The organism is Serratia sp. Ae19-1, assembly GCF_059801225.1.
Window position 1 is genome coordinate 302,339 of the sequence record NZ_JBCHWD010000003.1, and the last position, 16,759, is coordinate 319,097.

General features: G+C 56.9%; 11 protein-coding genes. 1 reads left to right on the plus strand and 10 read right to left on the minus strand.

Features of this window, described 5'->3' with window-relative positions:
* From AAIE04_RS11660 to AAIE04_RS11675, 4 genes are all read right to left on the minus strand, one after another.
* A complete protein-coding gene (locus AAIE04_RS11660; protein WP_498576976.1) occupies nucleotides 1-5,793 on the minus strand; it encodes an amino acid adenylation domain-containing protein in 5,793 nt (1,930 codons plus the stop codon).
* A gap of 34 nt (nucleotides 5,794-5,827) precedes the next feature.
* Nucleotides 5,828-6,697, minus strand: a complete 870-nt coding sequence (locus AAIE04_RS11665; protein ID WP_498056647.1) for a hypothetical protein — start codon at nucleotides 6,695-6,697, stop codon at nucleotides 5,828-5,830.
* A gap of 109 nt (nucleotides 6,698-6,806) precedes the next feature.
* Nucleotides 6,807-7,382 carry a helix-turn-helix transcriptional regulator gene (locus AAIE04_RS11670; protein WP_019453437.1) on the minus strand — a complete coding sequence of 192 codons (576 nt, stop codon included), beginning with the start codon at nucleotides 7,380-7,382 and terminating at the stop codon, nucleotides 6,807-6,809.
* Between the two features lie 701 nt (nucleotides 7,383-8,083).
* On the minus strand, nucleotides 8,084-8,374 hold the full coding sequence (locus AAIE04_RS11675; protein WP_019453436.1) for a hypothetical protein: 291 nt from the start codon (nucleotides 8,372-8,374) through the stop codon (nucleotides 8,084-8,086).
* 246 nt (nucleotides 8,375-8,620) lie between these two features.
* On the opposite strand from AAIE04_RS11675, the gene AAIE04_RS11680 reads away from it, so the two are divergent.
* Nucleotides 8,621-8,848, plus strand: coding sequence for a hypothetical protein (locus tag AAIE04_RS11680; protein WP_019453435.1), 228 nt, complete (start codon nucleotides 8,621-8,623; stop codon nucleotides 8,846-8,848).
* Between the two features lie 267 nt (nucleotides 8,849-9,115).
* Here the strand turns inward: AAIE04_RS11680 and AAIE04_RS11685 are convergent, their stop codons facing one another.
* The 6 genes from AAIE04_RS11685 to AAIE04_RS11710 are packed head-to-tail and all read right to left on the minus strand — an operon-like array spanning nucleotide 9,116 to nucleotide 16,759.
* Nucleotides 9,116-9,469, minus strand: a complete 354-nt coding sequence (locus AAIE04_RS11685) for a DUF6277 family protein (RefSeq protein WP_004935323.1) — start codon at nucleotides 9,467-9,469, stop codon at nucleotides 9,116-9,118.
* Nucleotides 9,470-9,494: 25 nt separating this feature from the next.
* Nucleotides 9,495-12,974 (minus strand): type VI secretion system membrane subunit TssM, encoded by a 3,480-nt coding sequence (tssM, locus tag AAIE04_RS11690; protein WP_025159872.1) that lies wholly within the window; start codon nucleotides 12,972-12,974, stop codon nucleotides 9,495-9,497.
* 35 nt (nucleotides 12,975-13,009) lie between these two features.
* Nucleotides 13,010-14,521, minus strand: a complete 1,512-nt coding sequence (gene icmH, locus AAIE04_RS11695) for a type IVB secretion system protein IcmH/DotU (RefSeq protein WP_498056648.1) — start codon at nucleotides 14,519-14,521, stop codon at nucleotides 13,010-13,012.
* Nucleotides 14,518-15,876 carry a type VI secretion system baseplate subunit TssK gene (gene tssK / locus AAIE04_RS11700; protein ID WP_019456423.1) on the minus strand — a complete coding sequence of 453 codons (1,359 nt, stop codon included), beginning with the start codon at nucleotides 15,874-15,876 and terminating at the stop codon, nucleotides 14,518-14,520. The genes icmH and tssK overlap by 4 nt, the downstream gene beginning before the upstream one ends.
* Nucleotide 15,877: 1 nt before the next feature.
* On the minus strand, nucleotides 15,878-16,384 hold the full coding sequence (locus tag AAIE04_RS11705; RefSeq protein WP_498576977.1) for a type VI secretion lipoprotein TssJ: 507 nt from the start codon (nucleotides 16,382-16,384) through the stop codon (nucleotides 15,878-15,880).
* A 9-nt stretch (nucleotides 16,385-16,393) separates the two neighbouring features.
* On the minus strand, nucleotides 16,394-16,759 hold the full coding sequence (locus AAIE04_RS11710) for a PAAR-like domain-containing protein (protein ID WP_498056650.1): 366 nt from the start codon (nucleotides 16,757-16,759) through the stop codon (nucleotides 16,394-16,396).

The following is a 16,759-nucleotide window of genomic DNA, read 5'->3' on the forward strand; positions in this document are numbered from 1 at the left end:
TCATGCCTCCTCAGCCTGGATAATCCCGTCCTCAGCGCTGATGTCGCTGTCGGGCGGAAGATTGGCGATTGCGAGCGCGATAATCAGAAAACGTCGGCCTAATTCGTCGATGGTTTCCCGAGCGATCTCGTGGGAATCATAAAACAGTGAAATGGCGAGCCGTTCCGCCTCGGGGAACAGGCACAGCACCGTTTGGTGATTGCTGCCGCTGACGATGTCCATCACGCGACAGTGAAACGGCAGCCGCGGATCCAACGCCGGTTTCGGCATGTTTTCAAACACGAACAGGCTGCCGAACGGCGGGGTAGGCACCCAATTCTCGTCGTAACGATTCAGTTCGGAAAAGGCGTACTTCTGCCTGAAAGTTTGTGAATCCGCGATGTCATCCAGCAGTGCATAAATCGGCCGTTGACGGATCGCCTGCAGCCGCAGCACCGGGCTCGCGACGCACAGGCCAAACAGCGTCTGCACCTGCTCAATGTCGGCAGGGCGCTCGCTCATGGTCGTGCCGATCGCGATGTCATCGCAAGCCAACGCTTCGGCCAGCGCCAGCATCCAGGCCAGCTGCGTCAGTTGGTTGACGGTGATCCCCTGTCGCCGACAAAATGCGGTGAGGCGCGCCATCTGCGCGCTGGAGAATTCATCGCAATGCTGACGCATCCGGCGCCCCTGCGGCGCGATAGCCGGTGCGGCAGCCAACGGCAAGCGTTGATTGACCGGTGCACCCTGCAGATAGTCCGCCCAGAAGGCCCGCGCTTCGGGATCATTGCCGTGCGTTCGCACATAGGCGGCAAAAGGTTCGAAGCGGTTAATCTCCAGCGCCGGCACCCTGCCCGCCAACAAGGCGAGGTAATCATTGAACCACTGGCCGAACAACACCCCCAGCGACCAGCCGTCAAACAAAATATGGTTAAAGGTCTGCACCAGATAATGCTCATCCGCGTTCAGCCTGATGAGGCACCAGCGAATCAACGGCGGTGCATCCAGCTCAAACGCGGTTTCCCGCTCCCGGGCCAACAGCGCCTCCATCCTTTCTTCCAGAGAGGGCGGTGATGCATTCGACCAATCGTCCATCGCGATCGGCGCCTGCAGCGTCTCGCAGATGAAGACGTTGGGCCGGCCGCGGCAGGTTTGATCGCCAAATCCGGCGCGCAGCATTTCAAACCGCTGCAGCGCCAGCGCCCACGCCTGATTCAGCACCTCCGGTTGCAACGGCCCCGCGATCTCATAAACCGCCTGATCAATCTGATACTCGCGGTTGAGCCGGTTGAAATACATCAGCTCCCGCTGGGTCACCGTGGCTTCGAAAACGGCGGCGAGGCGATGCTTCTGCTGCCAGCGATCCAGTTCGGCGAGGCTGACATCGGCATGGGGGAAGTCCCCAGGGCTGGCGAGGCAAACGCCGTTACTCGCCTCGTGGCAACAGTGCTCGACCAGCGCCGACAGGCTGTCGACATAGTGCGAGCCGATCCGCGACAGCGTTTCATGCGGTAGCAAACCCGACATGACGATGCTCAACCGATCGTCGTGAACATAAAGCACCAGATCCAATACGTTGCCGCTCACCGGCATCGCGCCATTTTCCAAATCCGCCGTTTGGTCGATCAATGCCCATAACGCGTCGTCGGCCTGCTCGTTGAACACCCCGAGATAATTGAATGAAATGGCCGGCAGGCGGTGCCGCCGCAGGCAAGCCAGCGCCTCATCGCCCGACGCTGAAGCGTATTTCAGCGCCGAGTAACCGATGCCGTGATCGGGCATCTTTCGCAACGTGTCCTTGATGGCGCGCAACGTGGTTTTTTGGCACTCGTGCGCGGTGATGCGCAACGGCGCCAGGGCGGTGAACCAGCCGACGGTGCCCTCAAGCCGGACCCTATCGTCATTGATATCGCGGCCATGGTGTTCCAGCGTGAGGTAACTGTCCGCGCTGCCGTGCCAAGCCTGCAGCACCGGCGCCAGAGCCGCTAACAGCACTTCGCGGATCGAGGTGTTGTAGGCCTGATGGCAAGTGTCCACCAGCAGCGTTGTCAACGCCGCGTCGCACTCGAATCGGCAAAATTCGGGGGGCTGCGCCGCGCTGCCGAGCCGGGCATAATCGGGCTGCCCGGCGATCATCGCCAGCCAGTAAGCGCATTGGTCTTTCTGCGTTGCCGCGTATTGCCGTAACCGCTCTCCCCATTGGCGGTAGCTGGTGCCTTTTGCCGACAGCGATTCCCCCAGGTGCAACCGCTGCATGTCGCTGACGATGATGCGCCAGGACACCACATCGACGATCAGATGATGAAACGCGCAGAACATCAGGGCATAGCCGGGCGCGCTGCTGTCAAAGATATAAACGAAACGGCACATCGGCCCTTCTGCCGGATCAAACCCCGATTGCCATTGCCGCAGCAGCTCGGCGCGGCTTTGACGACACAGCGCCAGGTCATAGTAGCCCCATGAAGGGCCGCCATCGGCCGCCGAAAGGTAGCGCTGCGACACGATGACGCCGTTGTCATCGACGCTAAAACGCGCGCGCAACATGTCATGCTGCTCCGCCAGCGCGGCCACCAGATCGGCGACCTGCTCGGCGGACATCGGCGGTACCCGCACCAAAAATGTCTGGTTGAAGAAGGCGTCGCGCTTCGGCGCCAGCTCACTGTACCAACGCTGAATCGGCTGCAGTTCGAATTCGCCCTGCAGCTCGCCTTGTTCGTCTAGCGTCGTCACCGCATCTTGCTGCCGCAGAATGCGCTTGGCCAGGGCCCGCGCATTTCTGGTTTCGAACACCGCGCGCGAGTTGCTGTGGTAACCCGACTTGCTCAATTCGCTGGTGAACACAATGCTTTGGATCGAATCGCCCCCCAACCGAAAGAAGTCGTCGTCGACCCCCACGGTCTCCACGCCGAGAATGCTCGACCACAGCGAGCAAATCAGCGCCTCCAGCGGGTTCTCCGGCGCGGCATAACGCTCGTTTTGCGCGAATTGCGGCGTGGGCAAGGCCGAGCGATCCAACTTGCCGTTAACCGTCAACGGGATCTCCTCGATCTCGACATAGCTGGACGGCACCATATAATCCGGCAAATCGCGCTCGAGCCGTGAGCGGAACTCGGCAGGATCCAGGGCCACGCCCCGCGTCATCAGCAAGTAGGCGGCAAGACGCTTGCTGTCCCGATGGACGACATCCACCACGACGCATTTCTCGACGCCCTCCAGGGCATTGATCGCGCTTTCTATCTCGCTGAGTTCAATCCTGAATCCGCGGATTTTCACCTGGCAATCATTTCTGCCGAGATATTCCAGATTACCGTCGCGCAGCCAACGCACCCGATCGCCGGTTTTATACAAGCGCCGGCCATTCAGTTCGATGAAACTCGTCTGGGTTTGTTGCGGCTGATTGAGATAGCCGCGCGCCAGCGCCGAACCGCCGATATACAGCTCGCCGGCCAAGCCCGGCGGCAGCGGCTGCAGCCAGCGATCCAGCACATAAAGCTCGCGCCCCGGTATCGCTCTGCCGATGGGAATACTGCTGCGGGTTTCGTCCGCCGCGATGGCATACAGGGTGGTGAACGTGGTGCATTCGGTTGGGCCGTAGCCGTTGATGACCTGCTGTGGTCGGTTGGTTTGCCGCACCAGGCGCTGCATCAGCGTGGCGGTCAGCGCCTCTCCGCCCACCAGCAAACAGCGCAGCCCGGAAAACAGGTCGGCATTGCTGAGATAAAGGTGATCGAACAGGCTGCGCGTCGCCCAGAGAATCGACACCTGTTGCCGACGCAACAAGGCCTCCAGCTGCGGCACATCCCCGGCGATATCCTCCGTATCACGGATGACCACCAGTTTGGCGCCGTTGAGCAATGCGCCCCACACTTCGAACGTCGCCGCGTCAAACGCGGGGCTGGACAGGAACAACAACACATCTTCGGGCGTAATCGCGATGCCGGACGCGGTCGCCAATTGGCACATCGCATGTTGTTCGAGCATCACGCCTTTCGGCGTTCCCGTCGAACCCGAGGTATAAATGACAGCGCCAAGCCGTTCGGCGGCGGTGATAACCGGCAGGTTATGCCGTTCATGCGGCAGGCGGCTCAGGTCGCCCAATGTCAGCACGGACGGGGGATGCGGCAGCATCGCGGCCAACGCCTGCGCCGAGGTCTGCATAGTTTGCCCGGCGATGAGCAACGCCGAGCGGGTTTCCTCAAGAATATGCCGAATGCGCGCCTGAGGATAATGGCAAGAGATCGGCACGTAGGCCGCGCCGGTTTTCAGCACCGCCAGCAGCGCCACGACCATTTCCAGGCTTTTCTCGCTGTACAAGGCGATCGGCGTGTCCGCCTGGGGCGCGGCCCCGGTCAGCGACGTATAGCGAAGCACGATTTCTCTCGCCAGGCTATTCGCCAGGCCGTTCAACTCACGGTAACTGACGCGCAGCCCCTCATACTCCAGCGCGATATTTTCCGGATACCGCTGCGCGATCGCTTCAAAACGGGCACTGAGGGTTTCCCTCGGTTGCACGGGGCTTTCGTCATTCTGCGGCAACCGCTCGGCGGCGGGATAGCAGGCGATGTGGCTTAAAGGGGCATCAGGTGCGCTCATCGCCTGTTGCATCAGGCGAATAAAATGCGCCGCGCAGTCACGCATCTCTTCCTCGTCAAACAGGCCCTGGCGAAAGCGCAAACGAAACTGCAACGCGTCGCCATCGGCCCGATCCTCGTACTCCAGAGAGAGCGTCGCACTGGCCATATCATGGTTGGCTTCGAATAGCGGCGAGGTGACGCAATCGGCCAGCGACAATGCCTCGTCGCGCAAGTTGGTCTGGGCGAAGGAAATCGGCAATGAGCGAATACCCAACGCTCGCACCACCTCTTGCGTGGGCAGCTGATTAAATCGATGGCGCGATTGCGGCGCCGCGGCGGTAATAAATGCCAAAGCGCGTCGATAAACATCGGAAAAACCCGCGCCATCGCGTAAAGAAACGGGGAGCACGCTGGTGTTCACATGCCCACCGAGCGCAAATTTTTGCCCCTTCTTTATCGACACCGGATAGCTGATATAGACAGTTTCCTGATTGCCGCTGCGCGCCATCAAGATCCCCCACAACACCAGCAGCGCCAGAAAGTCATTAATTCGCCGTATCCCCGAGGCCTGTTTCAGCGCTTTCCATTGCGCTTTGGGAAATTGGAAACGCAACTCGCCCGCTTCATCCACATCCACGCGCCCGGCGCCGCTTCGCTCAAACGGCACCTCAAGCGTGCTCAAATTGGCCGCTTCGGCATGCCAGTGCGCCAGCGCCCCCGCGGAGGCCAGTTGTTCCACCTCCCGGTGCAATTGCCGGTTAATGACGGCGATCTCGGCCGCTTCTATGCGCGTCGTCAGCCGCTGTTGGCGATAGTACTGGCTTACCAATGAGAAAAACTCGTCGGAAGACGCGCCGTCAATCACCAGATGGTGGCCGACCAACGCCAGGGTATAGCGCCCTTCTCCCTCGGCGAAGAGCGCCCAACGATAAAGAGGCCCGCGGTAAATATCGAAAGGCTGGCGAATCACTTGCGTCAACAGCGTGCGGTCCGTGTAATGCTGCAGAGGATAGATTGCGTCATTGCGACGCCAATACAGCTCGCCATCCTGTTCATGAATATGGCTGTTCAGCAATACATGATCTTGCACCAACGCATTCAGCGCGGCTTGCAATCTGATGGGATCCAGCACGCCCTCAATACGCTGCAGCACCAATACGTTGTAGTTGCAGCCCTCTGGATGGCGGTCATATTCATCGATAAAAACGTTTGAATAGGGTGATACAGGAATCTCTTCCATGACAAACACTCCATTTAAAATACACGTGCCCTGCTTAACGGCGATCCATGCGGCATACCCAAACGTCTTTCGGCATCAGCTCGCTTATCTTTTGTGAGTAATAGCCGATCAACATGTTGATGCGCTTTTCTGAAATCACCTCCGCCGCCTGAGCGCAAACCGACTTATAAAAAGCGATGGGCACCATCACTTTGCAACGGCTATGCAGGTGCCGACAAACCCCGATCGCCCAGGAAAAGCACTCCCTGGAAGGATTGGAAATATCCAATAGTTCGGCGCACTCGCCAGAACACCCGATCACGGCGTAAAGGCTCCCTTTATTTATATAATGAATTTTATGATACAGGGGATGCTTTTCAATATACTCAAATGCGTGATGATCCTTTTCTCGCCCTAAATTATTGATAAAGTTTGCCTGTTGAGCGAGCCCCCCCTCAGCGAAACGAAAGGCCATAAACTTATCAGGCTTTAAGGTTAATTCGACATAGGGATAGATTCGCGTATTGGACGTTAAATACTTTCTAAAAATCTTTTCATAAACCCTGATCTTACGGTCATCGGAAAAGCAGATATCCGCCGCCACATCCGACCGCCTGGCCTGCAGGAAAAAGTCTTTCAATACGGTGGAGGATTTTACCTGATGATGGATCCCAAGATCGCCAAGCATATTGACATTGAAAGAAACACCATTGATTTTAAAGGGATAAAGGCTGGATACGAACATCCCGAGGTAGCGTTCCTGCTCCTTGTAGAATATGCCAGTTTTTTCCATTGGGGCCCCACAATGCGGATCGAGCAGATGCTTCCAGTGCAGGAAACGCTCCCCGCCCAAATCTCTGCCGTAAAGCTCTTGCAATAATTTGAAATGATTATGGGAAACCGTTTCCCTCACGAAATCAGCCATGTTTTATCTCCCTATAAAACCTATTCCATGCCAGGCGGTAATCAATGAACGATTGCCACCCCGCTCCGGTATAAAATACGGAATCAGACTGTCTCTGCCCTCGATCCTATTAACAAGAGTCGCTGTGCATTTTTAACCAGCGCAAGAATTCAATATTATTATCGATGTTTAGTTTTCTCATCGCTGAGCGCTTATGGATGCTGACCGTTTTCGGGCTGATGCCGAGCAACATCGCCGTTTGATTTTGCGAATATCCCAGGTGAATCAGGCGGCACACTTTTCCCTCGCTAAAGGTCAGTTGGGTACGGCAACGTGGGCAATAGCTTGAAACTAAACTGTTTTTCTTGCGATAGCTCAACATGACCTTATCCACGATCGCCGCCACGCCGTCTTTGCGCGTAATGCTTCCGGCCTCTAAATTGCAATGAATTTTCGGAAAAATCGTTTTATGCTCCAATATTGAAAAATAGAGCGGAATAGAAGAAAAATTGCCCTGCAAAAGCTGGGTATGGCAAAAGTTGATAGACACCCGTTTATCCGGCGCCCTGAATATAATGTTGGCCCTTTCCTCTCCCGTGATCCTGGCCTTGACACCATTCGTGAGAAAACCTTCTTGCAAGGCCAGACCTAACCCAAGCTTGAAAAATTGATTTTGATCGACGATAGCAATATTGACGCGCTCCATTAACAAACCTCCCTTTTGACTGCGCTTGCCCACTCTCCTTACTGCAATATGCCTGCTGTGATTATTTTTTATTTTTGAGATGCTTCTTAATAAAAAAGCGTTATATGCGATACGGAAACGTCTTCGCCTCGCAAAAGGTGTATTTTATATATAACGATATAAGCTCATCAGCCCTGGAGAGTACGCAAAAGCAAGACGCGGGGAAGCACCGCGTTTTACAAGGTAAAGGGTTACCGTAAGATATATTTATAGTGCATCATTGCCATCCGTGGTACGGTACCAAGAATTTTCTTCGATAAGTTAATTTTACTCCAAGAGCGCAATATATCCAGATAAATATCGAAAAAAAACATAATATGGAACATAACGCGGCGCTGAATTGATTGTTAAGAGCATCCGATTATGTATTAGGATTTTACTTAGAAGAAAGGCGGGATAATGCTTTATCTCGAGGCGTGCCGTTCCCCTGGCAAGCCATATAAAAAAACTGTCTATAACCATATTAATCTTATTGTAAAAAAAATGCATAAAAAAAAGCTACACTTTACGGTTGCAAGTGACTGCAAAACTTTCATGGCGATTGATTGAGAAAAGATGAACTCATCGGCGGCCGGAGCAAGAACGACCAGGCTGGGAAAGCGTTTTTACCGGCGTGACGCAGAGCAAACAGAGGTAATAAATAGTGTCGATCTGAGTAATTTTTATATTTTTTTTAATCGCGTCAGTTTTTTAGCCTCCAGACAGGCAATCAGCCCGAGGTGATCTTTTTTTAACTGTTTATGACTGCCAATGGGCAGAATGACTTTAACCGTTTGCAACTTACCGTGATTATTATAGATATCAAATACAATCACCGGCGGGCCATACCCCTGGATCATGCAGTCTAAAAACCGCAGAGCGGCGCACCCCAAGCGGCTTCTGGCCTCTACGACAATTTTTTCCGCAAGCTCATCATAGCGGAAAGGTCTTTCCGGCGTCGTCAATATCTTCATACGGTCTCCCTTCGGGTAGATGTCATTCAGATTTTTAAATAACAAGCGTTATTGCGCAGTGAACGCTGAGGGTAAATGCGATATGAAAAATCAGGATCCAATAACATATAATTTAACGATGCCAAATTAAAATAACAAACAACAGAATAGTATAAAAAATGACAACACTTTTGTTGAAAAAAAGACCTGATTTGCAATAATGAAATTGCCTGAAGTAAAGGGCTAACTGAAAAAGGAGTTTCAATCATGAAAGAACTATCCGCAATTGAAATTGAACAAGTTAACGGTGCTGGTTTTTTTGGTGACGTAGGTACACTGATTGGCAGTGCAGTGGGAACCGGTATTGATACCATTTCCGCGATTGCCGGTGTTAATCCGGATGCAAAAACCGTTGTCGGCACCATCGGTAAAGGTATTGGTCTGGCCGTCGATGCGCTGATTTCCAGCGGGTTGCAGATCATCTCGAAACTGTAATAAAAACTCATAATCATCCCTTACTATTTTTTTTAATTCGTTTCATTTTAAGCACCTTTGCGGGTGCTTTTTTTTACATCAAAGAATCAAAAAATATAAAAGGTCAGAAAAACCATTATCCAGAAAAACAAGCTGGGTATCACCATGATGAAAAAACCCATGCGTTTATTGGCGTTTTTAAGCATCCAGTCATAGATCATCGCACCACTCCTTGTGAATACCAGGAGGCATTTCCACCTCCCGGTATTTTATCCATCGAGTTGTTGATTACAGTTTCGGCACTTTGGAAAAGAAGTCCGCCATTTCGTGCGGGAACCCTTTCGCAATCGCCGGACGAAGATCGTCCATGGAAACATTAAAATCTTTCGGCTGCTCGCCCGTTTGCATTTTTTGGTGTGCGTTCACATTCGATTGCAGACCATTAAAAATGCCCTTCATATTACCGAACATATCATCGCAAGATTTTGTCACGTTACTCATGACCGACTTGGCCGCGTCGGGCCCCGACATTTGAATATTGCTGACGCCTTGCATAAAGGGTTGGCTCAGCGACGATTGGGAGTTGGTGCCCAAATTGCCGCCGGCTTTCATGGTTTCTAAAATTTTGGCTGGATCTAACATGTTTATCACCTCGTTACGGTTGTGTTTACATCGCTTTCGGGCACGAGAATCCTCGCAACGCCCGTGACCAAAGTGGGAAATCTTTCATCGTCGAGCGCAACTCCAGTTTGAGCACGCCAACCACCGACGACATCGACATCGTCAGCTCTCGCCTGTCGCTGGCGAGCGGCACCGGATTGCTGGCGTCGAACATCCGGAATAAGGCCCAGGGCCCGTCGAAACTGGCGACCTGGATCTGGCCGGTGCCGGTGCGGAAGGTCAGTCGAACATAGCTGCCGCCTTTCGGGCCCGGCCAATCGATGCGGGTAGGCTGGCTATAACCATGGCTGTAGTTAATCACCTGCCCATCGATGTCCAGGGTCGCTTCGGTGATGGTCGGGGTCAGAGACAGCGGTCTGATGAACATGGAGAATGAAAGTTTGTCGCCGGCGCTGAAGAAGGTATCGCGAATCAAGCGGGCATTTTCAAACGCGCCCAGCGTGCTCGCATTGACGATCCCCTCCGACCCCGGTTTGGCATTCCATTTCTGCGCGTTGACATCCACGTAAGCGGCCAGGTTTTCATCGAAGAACTGCTGCATTGCGCCGTTCTGCCCAAACATGCGCGAGAAGTCCTCGATGCCGACCTCCGCTCTGGCGTTGCGCGAGAACGGATAGCGCCCGCTGATGCTGCCCTTGCACAACCCGGAAGCCAGCGACGAAGCCCCTTTGCTCAGGTTCTTCTGGCTCTGCTGGATCGTTTGACTGTCCCCAACCTGCAACAGATCCATCATGACGCTGCGCACCGGTTCCGGCTGACGCGCCGCATCCAACTGCAGCCGTTTCAGCGTGCCGCCGGCCGGTACCACCTGGCCACCGCGCAATGAGGTGGACAGCGTGGTCAGCTGGCTGTACAGCGCTTCGAAACTGCGGCTCAGCGGATCGTTGCTGGCATTGGTGGTCTGCAACAGCTGATACCCCAAGCGGCGAAGCAACTCGAAACGATCTTCCACCGCGCGTTCCGGCGTAAGACGAAAACGCGCACGTTCGCCGGAGATCTCGCCGAGGATGTCACGCCGTTGCTGTTCGAGGCGATTGCGCTGGCGATCGAACCAGCTCGCCGCATCGCCCTGGTTGGTGCCGGTCATGCTGGTTTCACGCGCGGCGAAACGCACCAGGTTGGCCAACGGAGACGAAGGATCGGACAGCTGACGCGCCAATATCGCCGCATCCTCCAGCCCGTTGACCGGCCGGGCGCGCACGTCGCGCATGAACGCATCCCATTTGTCCGCGTATTCGATGAGATAAAGCTTTCTCGCTTCATCGGCCAACTTTTGTGCGGAGGCCAATGAGTTCACTTTGTTTTTGCCTTCCGGGCTGTCGCGCAGCACCCAGGACTCTTCTTCGATCATATCCCTGGCGGCGTCATCGAGCTGCGCCAGGAAGACATCGCGGTAGCTGGCGCGGGTATAGAACCCCGGCACGGCGGTATCGGTCACCGTCGCCTGGCTCTTGCGGCGCAGCATCAAGGACACGTTCGGCCCGGCGGCGTCGGCCAGCGATATGTCGTTGATCGCCGCCGGCAGCGGTTTCTCTTCGATGCGGCGCACCACCCGCACCTGCATCGGAATATTCATCGCTTTCACCCGCGCCAGGCGCAGCAAGTCGCCGTTCATTTTCATGACCGGCGCATTCGGCAGGGAAAACATTTCCCGCAGGTGGTAAGCGAAGATGCCTTTGTTCATGTCGGTGTAACCTTGCGGCATGAAGCTATCCCAACGCGTCATGAACCAGTCGACCAGCGCCTCGGCGGAACGGTGCGAAGGCTCGCCCATCATCAGATACACTTTCAGCGTGCCGTAGACGTCCTTGTTGGACGCCGATACGTCATTCTTGAGTTCGTCCGCGATATAGTTTTCCACCGCCGGCCAGAAGATCTGCAGCAAATGGCGCTGATAAGTCTTTTGCGCCGCGCTGTTGATCAGCTTGTGCTCGAAATAGGGATTCGGCACCGGTGAAACCTCACCGCCCAGCTGCGCGTTCATATAGCCCAACTGCTCATAGGCGGAAATGACATCGTCGCTGACGCGGTTAGTGACCGGTATTTCACGCACGATGCGCTTCGTTTCGTCAAAGCGCGCCGCAATGTAGGAGATGTAATCACTCTCCCACAGGTAACGCATCGCCAGCAGGTTAAAAGAGACCGCCAACAGAATGAGCACCAGCACATAGCGGCCCAGGGAGCTCATGCGGCTGCCGAGCGGCCTGGCGTGAGAAGACTGCTGCATCACCCCACGCTCTTGCCGGGCGTAATTCAGCTCCGGGTGATAAATGCGCCCGGTCGGGCGAGCTTCATAGATATCCGCCGCTTCCGCGTTATAAATCGCGCCCTGCGGCGGCAGGGCGATGGTGCTGCCCAGCCAGACCTGCTGCAAATGGCAGGCGTAGCCCACCGGCGTTTGCGGGAAGATCTGCTCTAACAGGGAATACAGCGGGTTGCCCAGCGATCCCAGCGACTCGGTGAAGAACAGCAGCTGTTGGCGGTTTTGCCCGTCCGGCGCATCGTGCAGCAGTTCGAGCACATGATGGCTGACGCGCGCCACCATCTCCCGGTAGAGGGTTTCATACTGTTCGAAGGGCGTTTCGCCCTGTGCGGCGCGGTTCAGGCTGAATCCCATCCCGTTTTGCAGCAGATCGTCGCCCAGCATGGACAGGAAGGTTTCGCCGCCGACCAGCTGATCGAGGTGGCTGATGGTGAGATAGACCGGCAGCTCGCTGCGGAACCACGAAGCCATTTCCAGCAGACGCACGCGCAGCGCGTCGGCGACCGACTTTCTTTCGGTCAGCGAAGCGTGCAGCAACCAACGCGCATCCAGACACAGCATGATGCCGTCGATGCCCGGATGGCGGCGGTGGCGCCTGATCAGCTTGAACAGGGTATCGCGCGCCCTAGCACCCTCATCGCCGAGGCCGTTCAGCTGCAGCCATTCACCGGAGGTGTCCACATACACCGAATTCTCCGCCAGCCACCAGTTGCAATCCTGGGTTGGCCCGACATCCACCGTCTGTTGCAGCCCATAGTGTTCGGCCAGCAAGAAGCGTTCGCCGCTTTCGCCGATCAACGAGGTTTTGCCGCTGCCCGGCGGCCCGATGACCAAAAACCAGGGTTTTTCGCTGATATAACGGCGCGTCAGGCGGTACTTGAAGCGCTGCCAGGGGGTGCGCTGCTTCGACGTGCCGACGTACTGCAAGGTGCGCAAGGCGTCGTAAAAACGCGAGGTGACGCGATCTCGCTGCGCGGTTTTTCTTTTGGCCGGAGCGGGGGCCCGCGCGTGGCGGAACACCCAGGACAAAAACGTCGCCACGAACGGCCACAGCGCCCAGCACAGGATCAGAGCGATAATGATGCCTCTGACCCAGACCGACAGCAGCGGGCGGTAGGTGCCGATGGCGATCAGCGGCCCAATCCACCACACCACCGCACACAGCAGCAAGGCAATCACCAATATGAATGATCTACGTATCATATAATTTCCTTATTATCTCTACGCCGACGGATGTCTTAGTTATCCTCGGGGACCTCGGCGGCTACCCCTGCCTGATTCAACGTGGCAGACGGTGAAGCCATCTCCCTCTCGCCGATTTTCCAAAGGATGTCCACCCGGCGGTTGCGGCGGCGCCCTTCTTCCGTCGCGTTGTCGTCCAGCGGCTCCTGATCGCCCTTGCCGACCGATGTCACGGTGCGGTTGTATTTACTGTTGGCCAAGGATTCTCGCAGCTTGTCGGCCACCGTCTGCGCGCGAGCTTCCGAGAGTTTCAGGTTGGAGTTGTTGGAGGTGTTGCGATACGGTTTGTTGTCGGTATGCCCGATCACCTCCAGATCGCCCGGCCACGGCGCCAGCGCCTCCCCCAAACGCTCAATGTTGCGTTTCTTTTTAAACTCTTCCGACAACTTCGACTGCCCGGTGGCGAAAGCGCCGTCGGAGGTGAAGATCAACAGCCAGCCGCGCGGATCGGCGCGCACCTCCAGCCACCCTTCGCTGAGGATTTGCGGCAGCGGCTGCGGCAGCGTCTCCATGATGTTGATTTTGCGCGGCTGCGGTGGCGTCCAGGCCAGAATGGCGTTGCGCAGCGCGCGCGACTGATCGTGCAGATACCAGGCGGCCGAGGCGTACGCCAGCAGCGCTATCGCCAGGCCGTAGCACAGCAGCTTGAGCGGCGTGATGCGGGTGGCCTTACGCACCACGCTGCTCGGTTCGGCATCGGCCAGCGTCTGCGTCGGGTTCTGGCTGTACAGATAACCGTCAAGACGGTTGCGCACGTCGGCCAGCAGCACCGCGCCGCGCTCCATCACGTGGTATTGCCCTTCGAAGCCCAGCGACAGGATCAGATCGTAGAACGCCAGGATCTCCTTATTGCGCGGCGAGGCGGCCAGATACTCTTGCAGGTGCTCGAAGCACTTTTCCCCGCCCCAGGCGTCGCGATAAAACTCCACCAGCAGGCTGAGATTCAGTTCGCCCGACTCCAGCGTGCCCATGCAGCACTCATCCACGTAGGAGCACAACAGATAGGCCAGCTTGTCGACATCGCTCGGCGCGACGTGATCCGCCAACAGCGTCTGCTGGAACTGTTGGATCTCGCGCACGATCTGCGCGCGCACCGCGCCCGGATTCAGCTGTTTCTGATCGCGTACCCGCTCCACCTGCAGCAAGACCGGAATGGCGGCGGCGATCAGTGGATTGTCCCAGTGGCCCATCATCACCCCGGGCTTGCTCAGCGCGGCGCGGCCAAACAAGCCGTTCGAGGCCGTCGCCGTGTCCCCCTGGCGGTCGCCAGGGGCGGGATCGCTGTTTTCCGGCGCGGCGCTTTCCGCTTCATAAGGCTTGGGTTCGGTGGGCGCCGCCACCCCGGCGTTCCCCGGCCGCAGCTTGGCGGCCAACGCCCGCGCGCCGAAGGACAACGCGGCGATTTCCGCCGTCGTTTTGCCTACCGTGCCGGACGCGGGGAGGCGCGGCGTCGCGTTGTTGCGCGTTACCGCCATCGCCTCGCGTATTTTTCTCTCGAATTCGTTCATCCCACCCTCCCTTGCCTTAATCCCCAGACGTCAAAGCGCAGGTCCGGGAAATCCCCCACGATGCTGAGCGCCATCGCCGAGCCGCCCATCATCTCCTTGTAAATCGGGTCAGCATGATCAACCTCGAAATAGATGCTGTTCGGGTAATACGGTATGTGCCGCGGCGGCGAAGCCATAGGCAGCAAGCGAGCGCCCGGTAATTGAAGATCGATCAGCTGAATGATTTTCTCGACCGGCCCCAGTTTGACCTGCGCGGGGAAATACGAGCGCAGATGCTCGATGGACAACCCGCAGCTGACGGCAAACACCAGTTTTTCCAGACGCAGCTGCGAGTCGTTCGGGCACAGATAAATGCTGTCGCCGCGATCGATAAACGGCAGCGCCACCGCCGGCGCTTCGATCACCAGCGACAGCGCGCGACGGATCGAGGCGAACAGCTGGAAATAGCAGTTGTGCGGCTCATCGTGCAGATACACCAAATCGGCGCGATCCCAGAGACGTTCGCCGCCGGGAATGATGCTGAGCCGCCCCAACAGGCTCAGCAGCGTGTCGAACAGGGTTTCAGGGTGCACCTGCGGGCTGGCCAACAGTTGGCTGATGCGCAAATTGAACTCGCTCAAGGTTTGCAGCAACAGCAACTCCAGCAGCTCGGAAAGCCCGCCGATCGTCATGTGCACGTCCGGACGGAAGACCGATTCCAGACGTTGGCTGATCAGCCCAAGCAGTTCGGTGGTGAACGCGGGCAGCCAGCCGATGGCGCGGAAATCCAGCATCGGCGGCAAGGCGCGCTCATCCAGCAGCACCCGACGATCGCTGGTGAGCTCGCGCACGAAGCCGACCGGCAAAACGCTTTCCGCGCTGCTGACCGCATCCTCCAGGCTTAGCCGCGTCACCAGGCTCCCCAGCTGCATCGTGCATACGCGCGGCGTTCCCTCCAGGCTGACGCCGTGGTTGCGATCCGGCACATCGGCGTCCATGGTGCGAAAGCGGCTGCTTTTCCGCTCATCCTGGATAAGATCGATCTGGGCATTGCCGGCAATGTCCATCAGCACGGACAGGCACACCACTTTCCCCTGGCAGCCTTCTCCCAGCACCAGTGGCGGCGGCAGCGGAATATCCTCAGGCATGCTGAACGCCGTGCCGTCGGGGAAAACGCCCTTGGCTTTCTTCAGCGCAAACTTGCCCTGCTCCAATAGCCCGTTGTCGATCTCCAGCGCCAGGAACCCCCAGGTGAAGGTTTCGACGCTGCGCAAGCGCGCTTCAATCAAGTGCTCGAAAAAACGTTCCTGCTGCTGGAAATGCTGCGGTTCCATCAACATGCCTTCTACCCAGGCGACGCGTTGTTTAGGTAACATGTCATTCATCCATTTTGTCGTTAGTCACTATGCTGAGTGACGTCATCCCCACCATCACCTTCATTTGCGAATCAGCCTGCGCGGGGGACTTTTTCTCGGCAAGCGGCAAGACGCCGCTGATTTGCTGAAATTCCGCCCCGACGACGACCCACCGCTCTTGCCCTGCCGGCACCTCGAAGCGATAACGCAGCGTTTCCCTCGGTTGCAAAATGCTCTGGTGCCGGCTCAGCGCCCCTTCCGACGGCGCCGTCTCGCGGCAAGGGGCGCCATCGCCAATCCCGTCGGGCATCCACCCCGAGCGATTGGTTTCTATGACGCACACCTTGACCGGCTGCGCCTCCCCGGCCGCATTCGGGTTCACGTTGTCGTTGGCGGTCACTTCGACGTCGATAAACCGCAACCGACGCCCCGCATCCGCCGCTTCGTCGTGAGAAAACCAGCTGCATCCGCCGAGCGTCCCCACCGCCAACAGAGCCCCTGCCGCGATCCCCCGGAGCGTTTTCACCATGCTGAACTCCTATGCATTAACGAAACATTTGGTCTGGCTGGGCGCGACCTGAGTAGCGACCATGTTGTTGTTGTTCGTCGTGCTGGAATCACCTAATCGCGTGACCGGCATGCCGCCGGAGAAATACTTGCCCGATCCCTGCACCGGCTGCGCCTGGGCCGAATGCGTTCCCGAGGCGGCGCCGATCACCCCGCCCGAATCGATGGTGGCCACGCGAATGGTGCCGAGGTTCTGTTCATTGCCGCCGCAAATGAAACAGTTAGGCACGTTCGGTATGCCAGTGTTGTTGGGCGAAGTATTCGGACCCGGCGCCGGTATCATCGGGTCACAGCCGGCCAAGCCGATCCCGCCCATGTTGGTATTGGCTGCAGTCAT

What these genes read in the sequence shown, in the direction of transcription:
- AAIE04_RS11660 (WP_498576976.1), bottom strand. Translation starts at nt 5,793, where the DNA reads ATGGAAGAGATTCCTGTATCACCCTATTCAAACGTTTTTATCGATGAA.
- AAIE04_RS11665 (WP_498056647.1), bottom strand. Translation starts at nt 6,697, where the DNA reads ATGGCTGATTTCGTGAGGGAAACGGTTTCCCATAATCATTTCAAATTA.
- AAIE04_RS11670 (WP_019453437.1), bottom strand. Translation starts at nt 7,382, where the DNA reads ATGGAGCGCGTCAATATTGCTATCGTCGATCAAAATCAATTTTTCAAG.
- AAIE04_RS11675 (WP_019453436.1), bottom strand. Translation starts at nt 8,374, where the DNA reads ATGAAGATATTGACGACGCCGGAAAGACCTTTCCGCTATGATGAGCTT.
- AAIE04_RS11680 (WP_019453435.1), top strand. Translation starts at nt 8,621, where the DNA reads ATGAAAGAACTATCCGCAATTGAAATTGAACAAGTTAACGGTGCTGGT.
- AAIE04_RS11685 (WP_004935323.1), bottom strand. Translation starts at nt 9,469, where the DNA reads ATGTTAGATCCAGCCAAAATTTTAGAAACCATGAAAGCCGGCGGCAAT.
- tssM (WP_025159872.1), bottom strand. Translation starts at nt 12,974, where the DNA reads ATGATACGTAGATCATTCATATTGGTGATTGCCTTGCTGCTGTGTGCG.
- icmH (WP_498056648.1), bottom strand. Translation starts at nt 14,521, where the DNA reads ATGAACGAATTCGAGAGAAAAATACGCGAGGCGATGGCGGTAACGCGC.
- tssK (WP_019456423.1), bottom strand. Translation starts at nt 15,876, where the DNA reads ATGTTACCTAAACAACGCGTCGCCTGGGTAGAAGGCATGTTGATGGAA.
- AAIE04_RS11705 (WP_498576977.1), bottom strand. Translation starts at nt 16,384, where the DNA reads ATGGTGAAAACGCTCCGGGGGATCGCGGCAGGGGCTCTGTTGGCGGTG.
- AAIE04_RS11710 (WP_498056650.1), bottom strand. Translation starts at nt 16,759, where the DNA reads ATGACTGCAGCCAATACCAACATGGGCGGGATCGGCTTGGCCGGCTGT.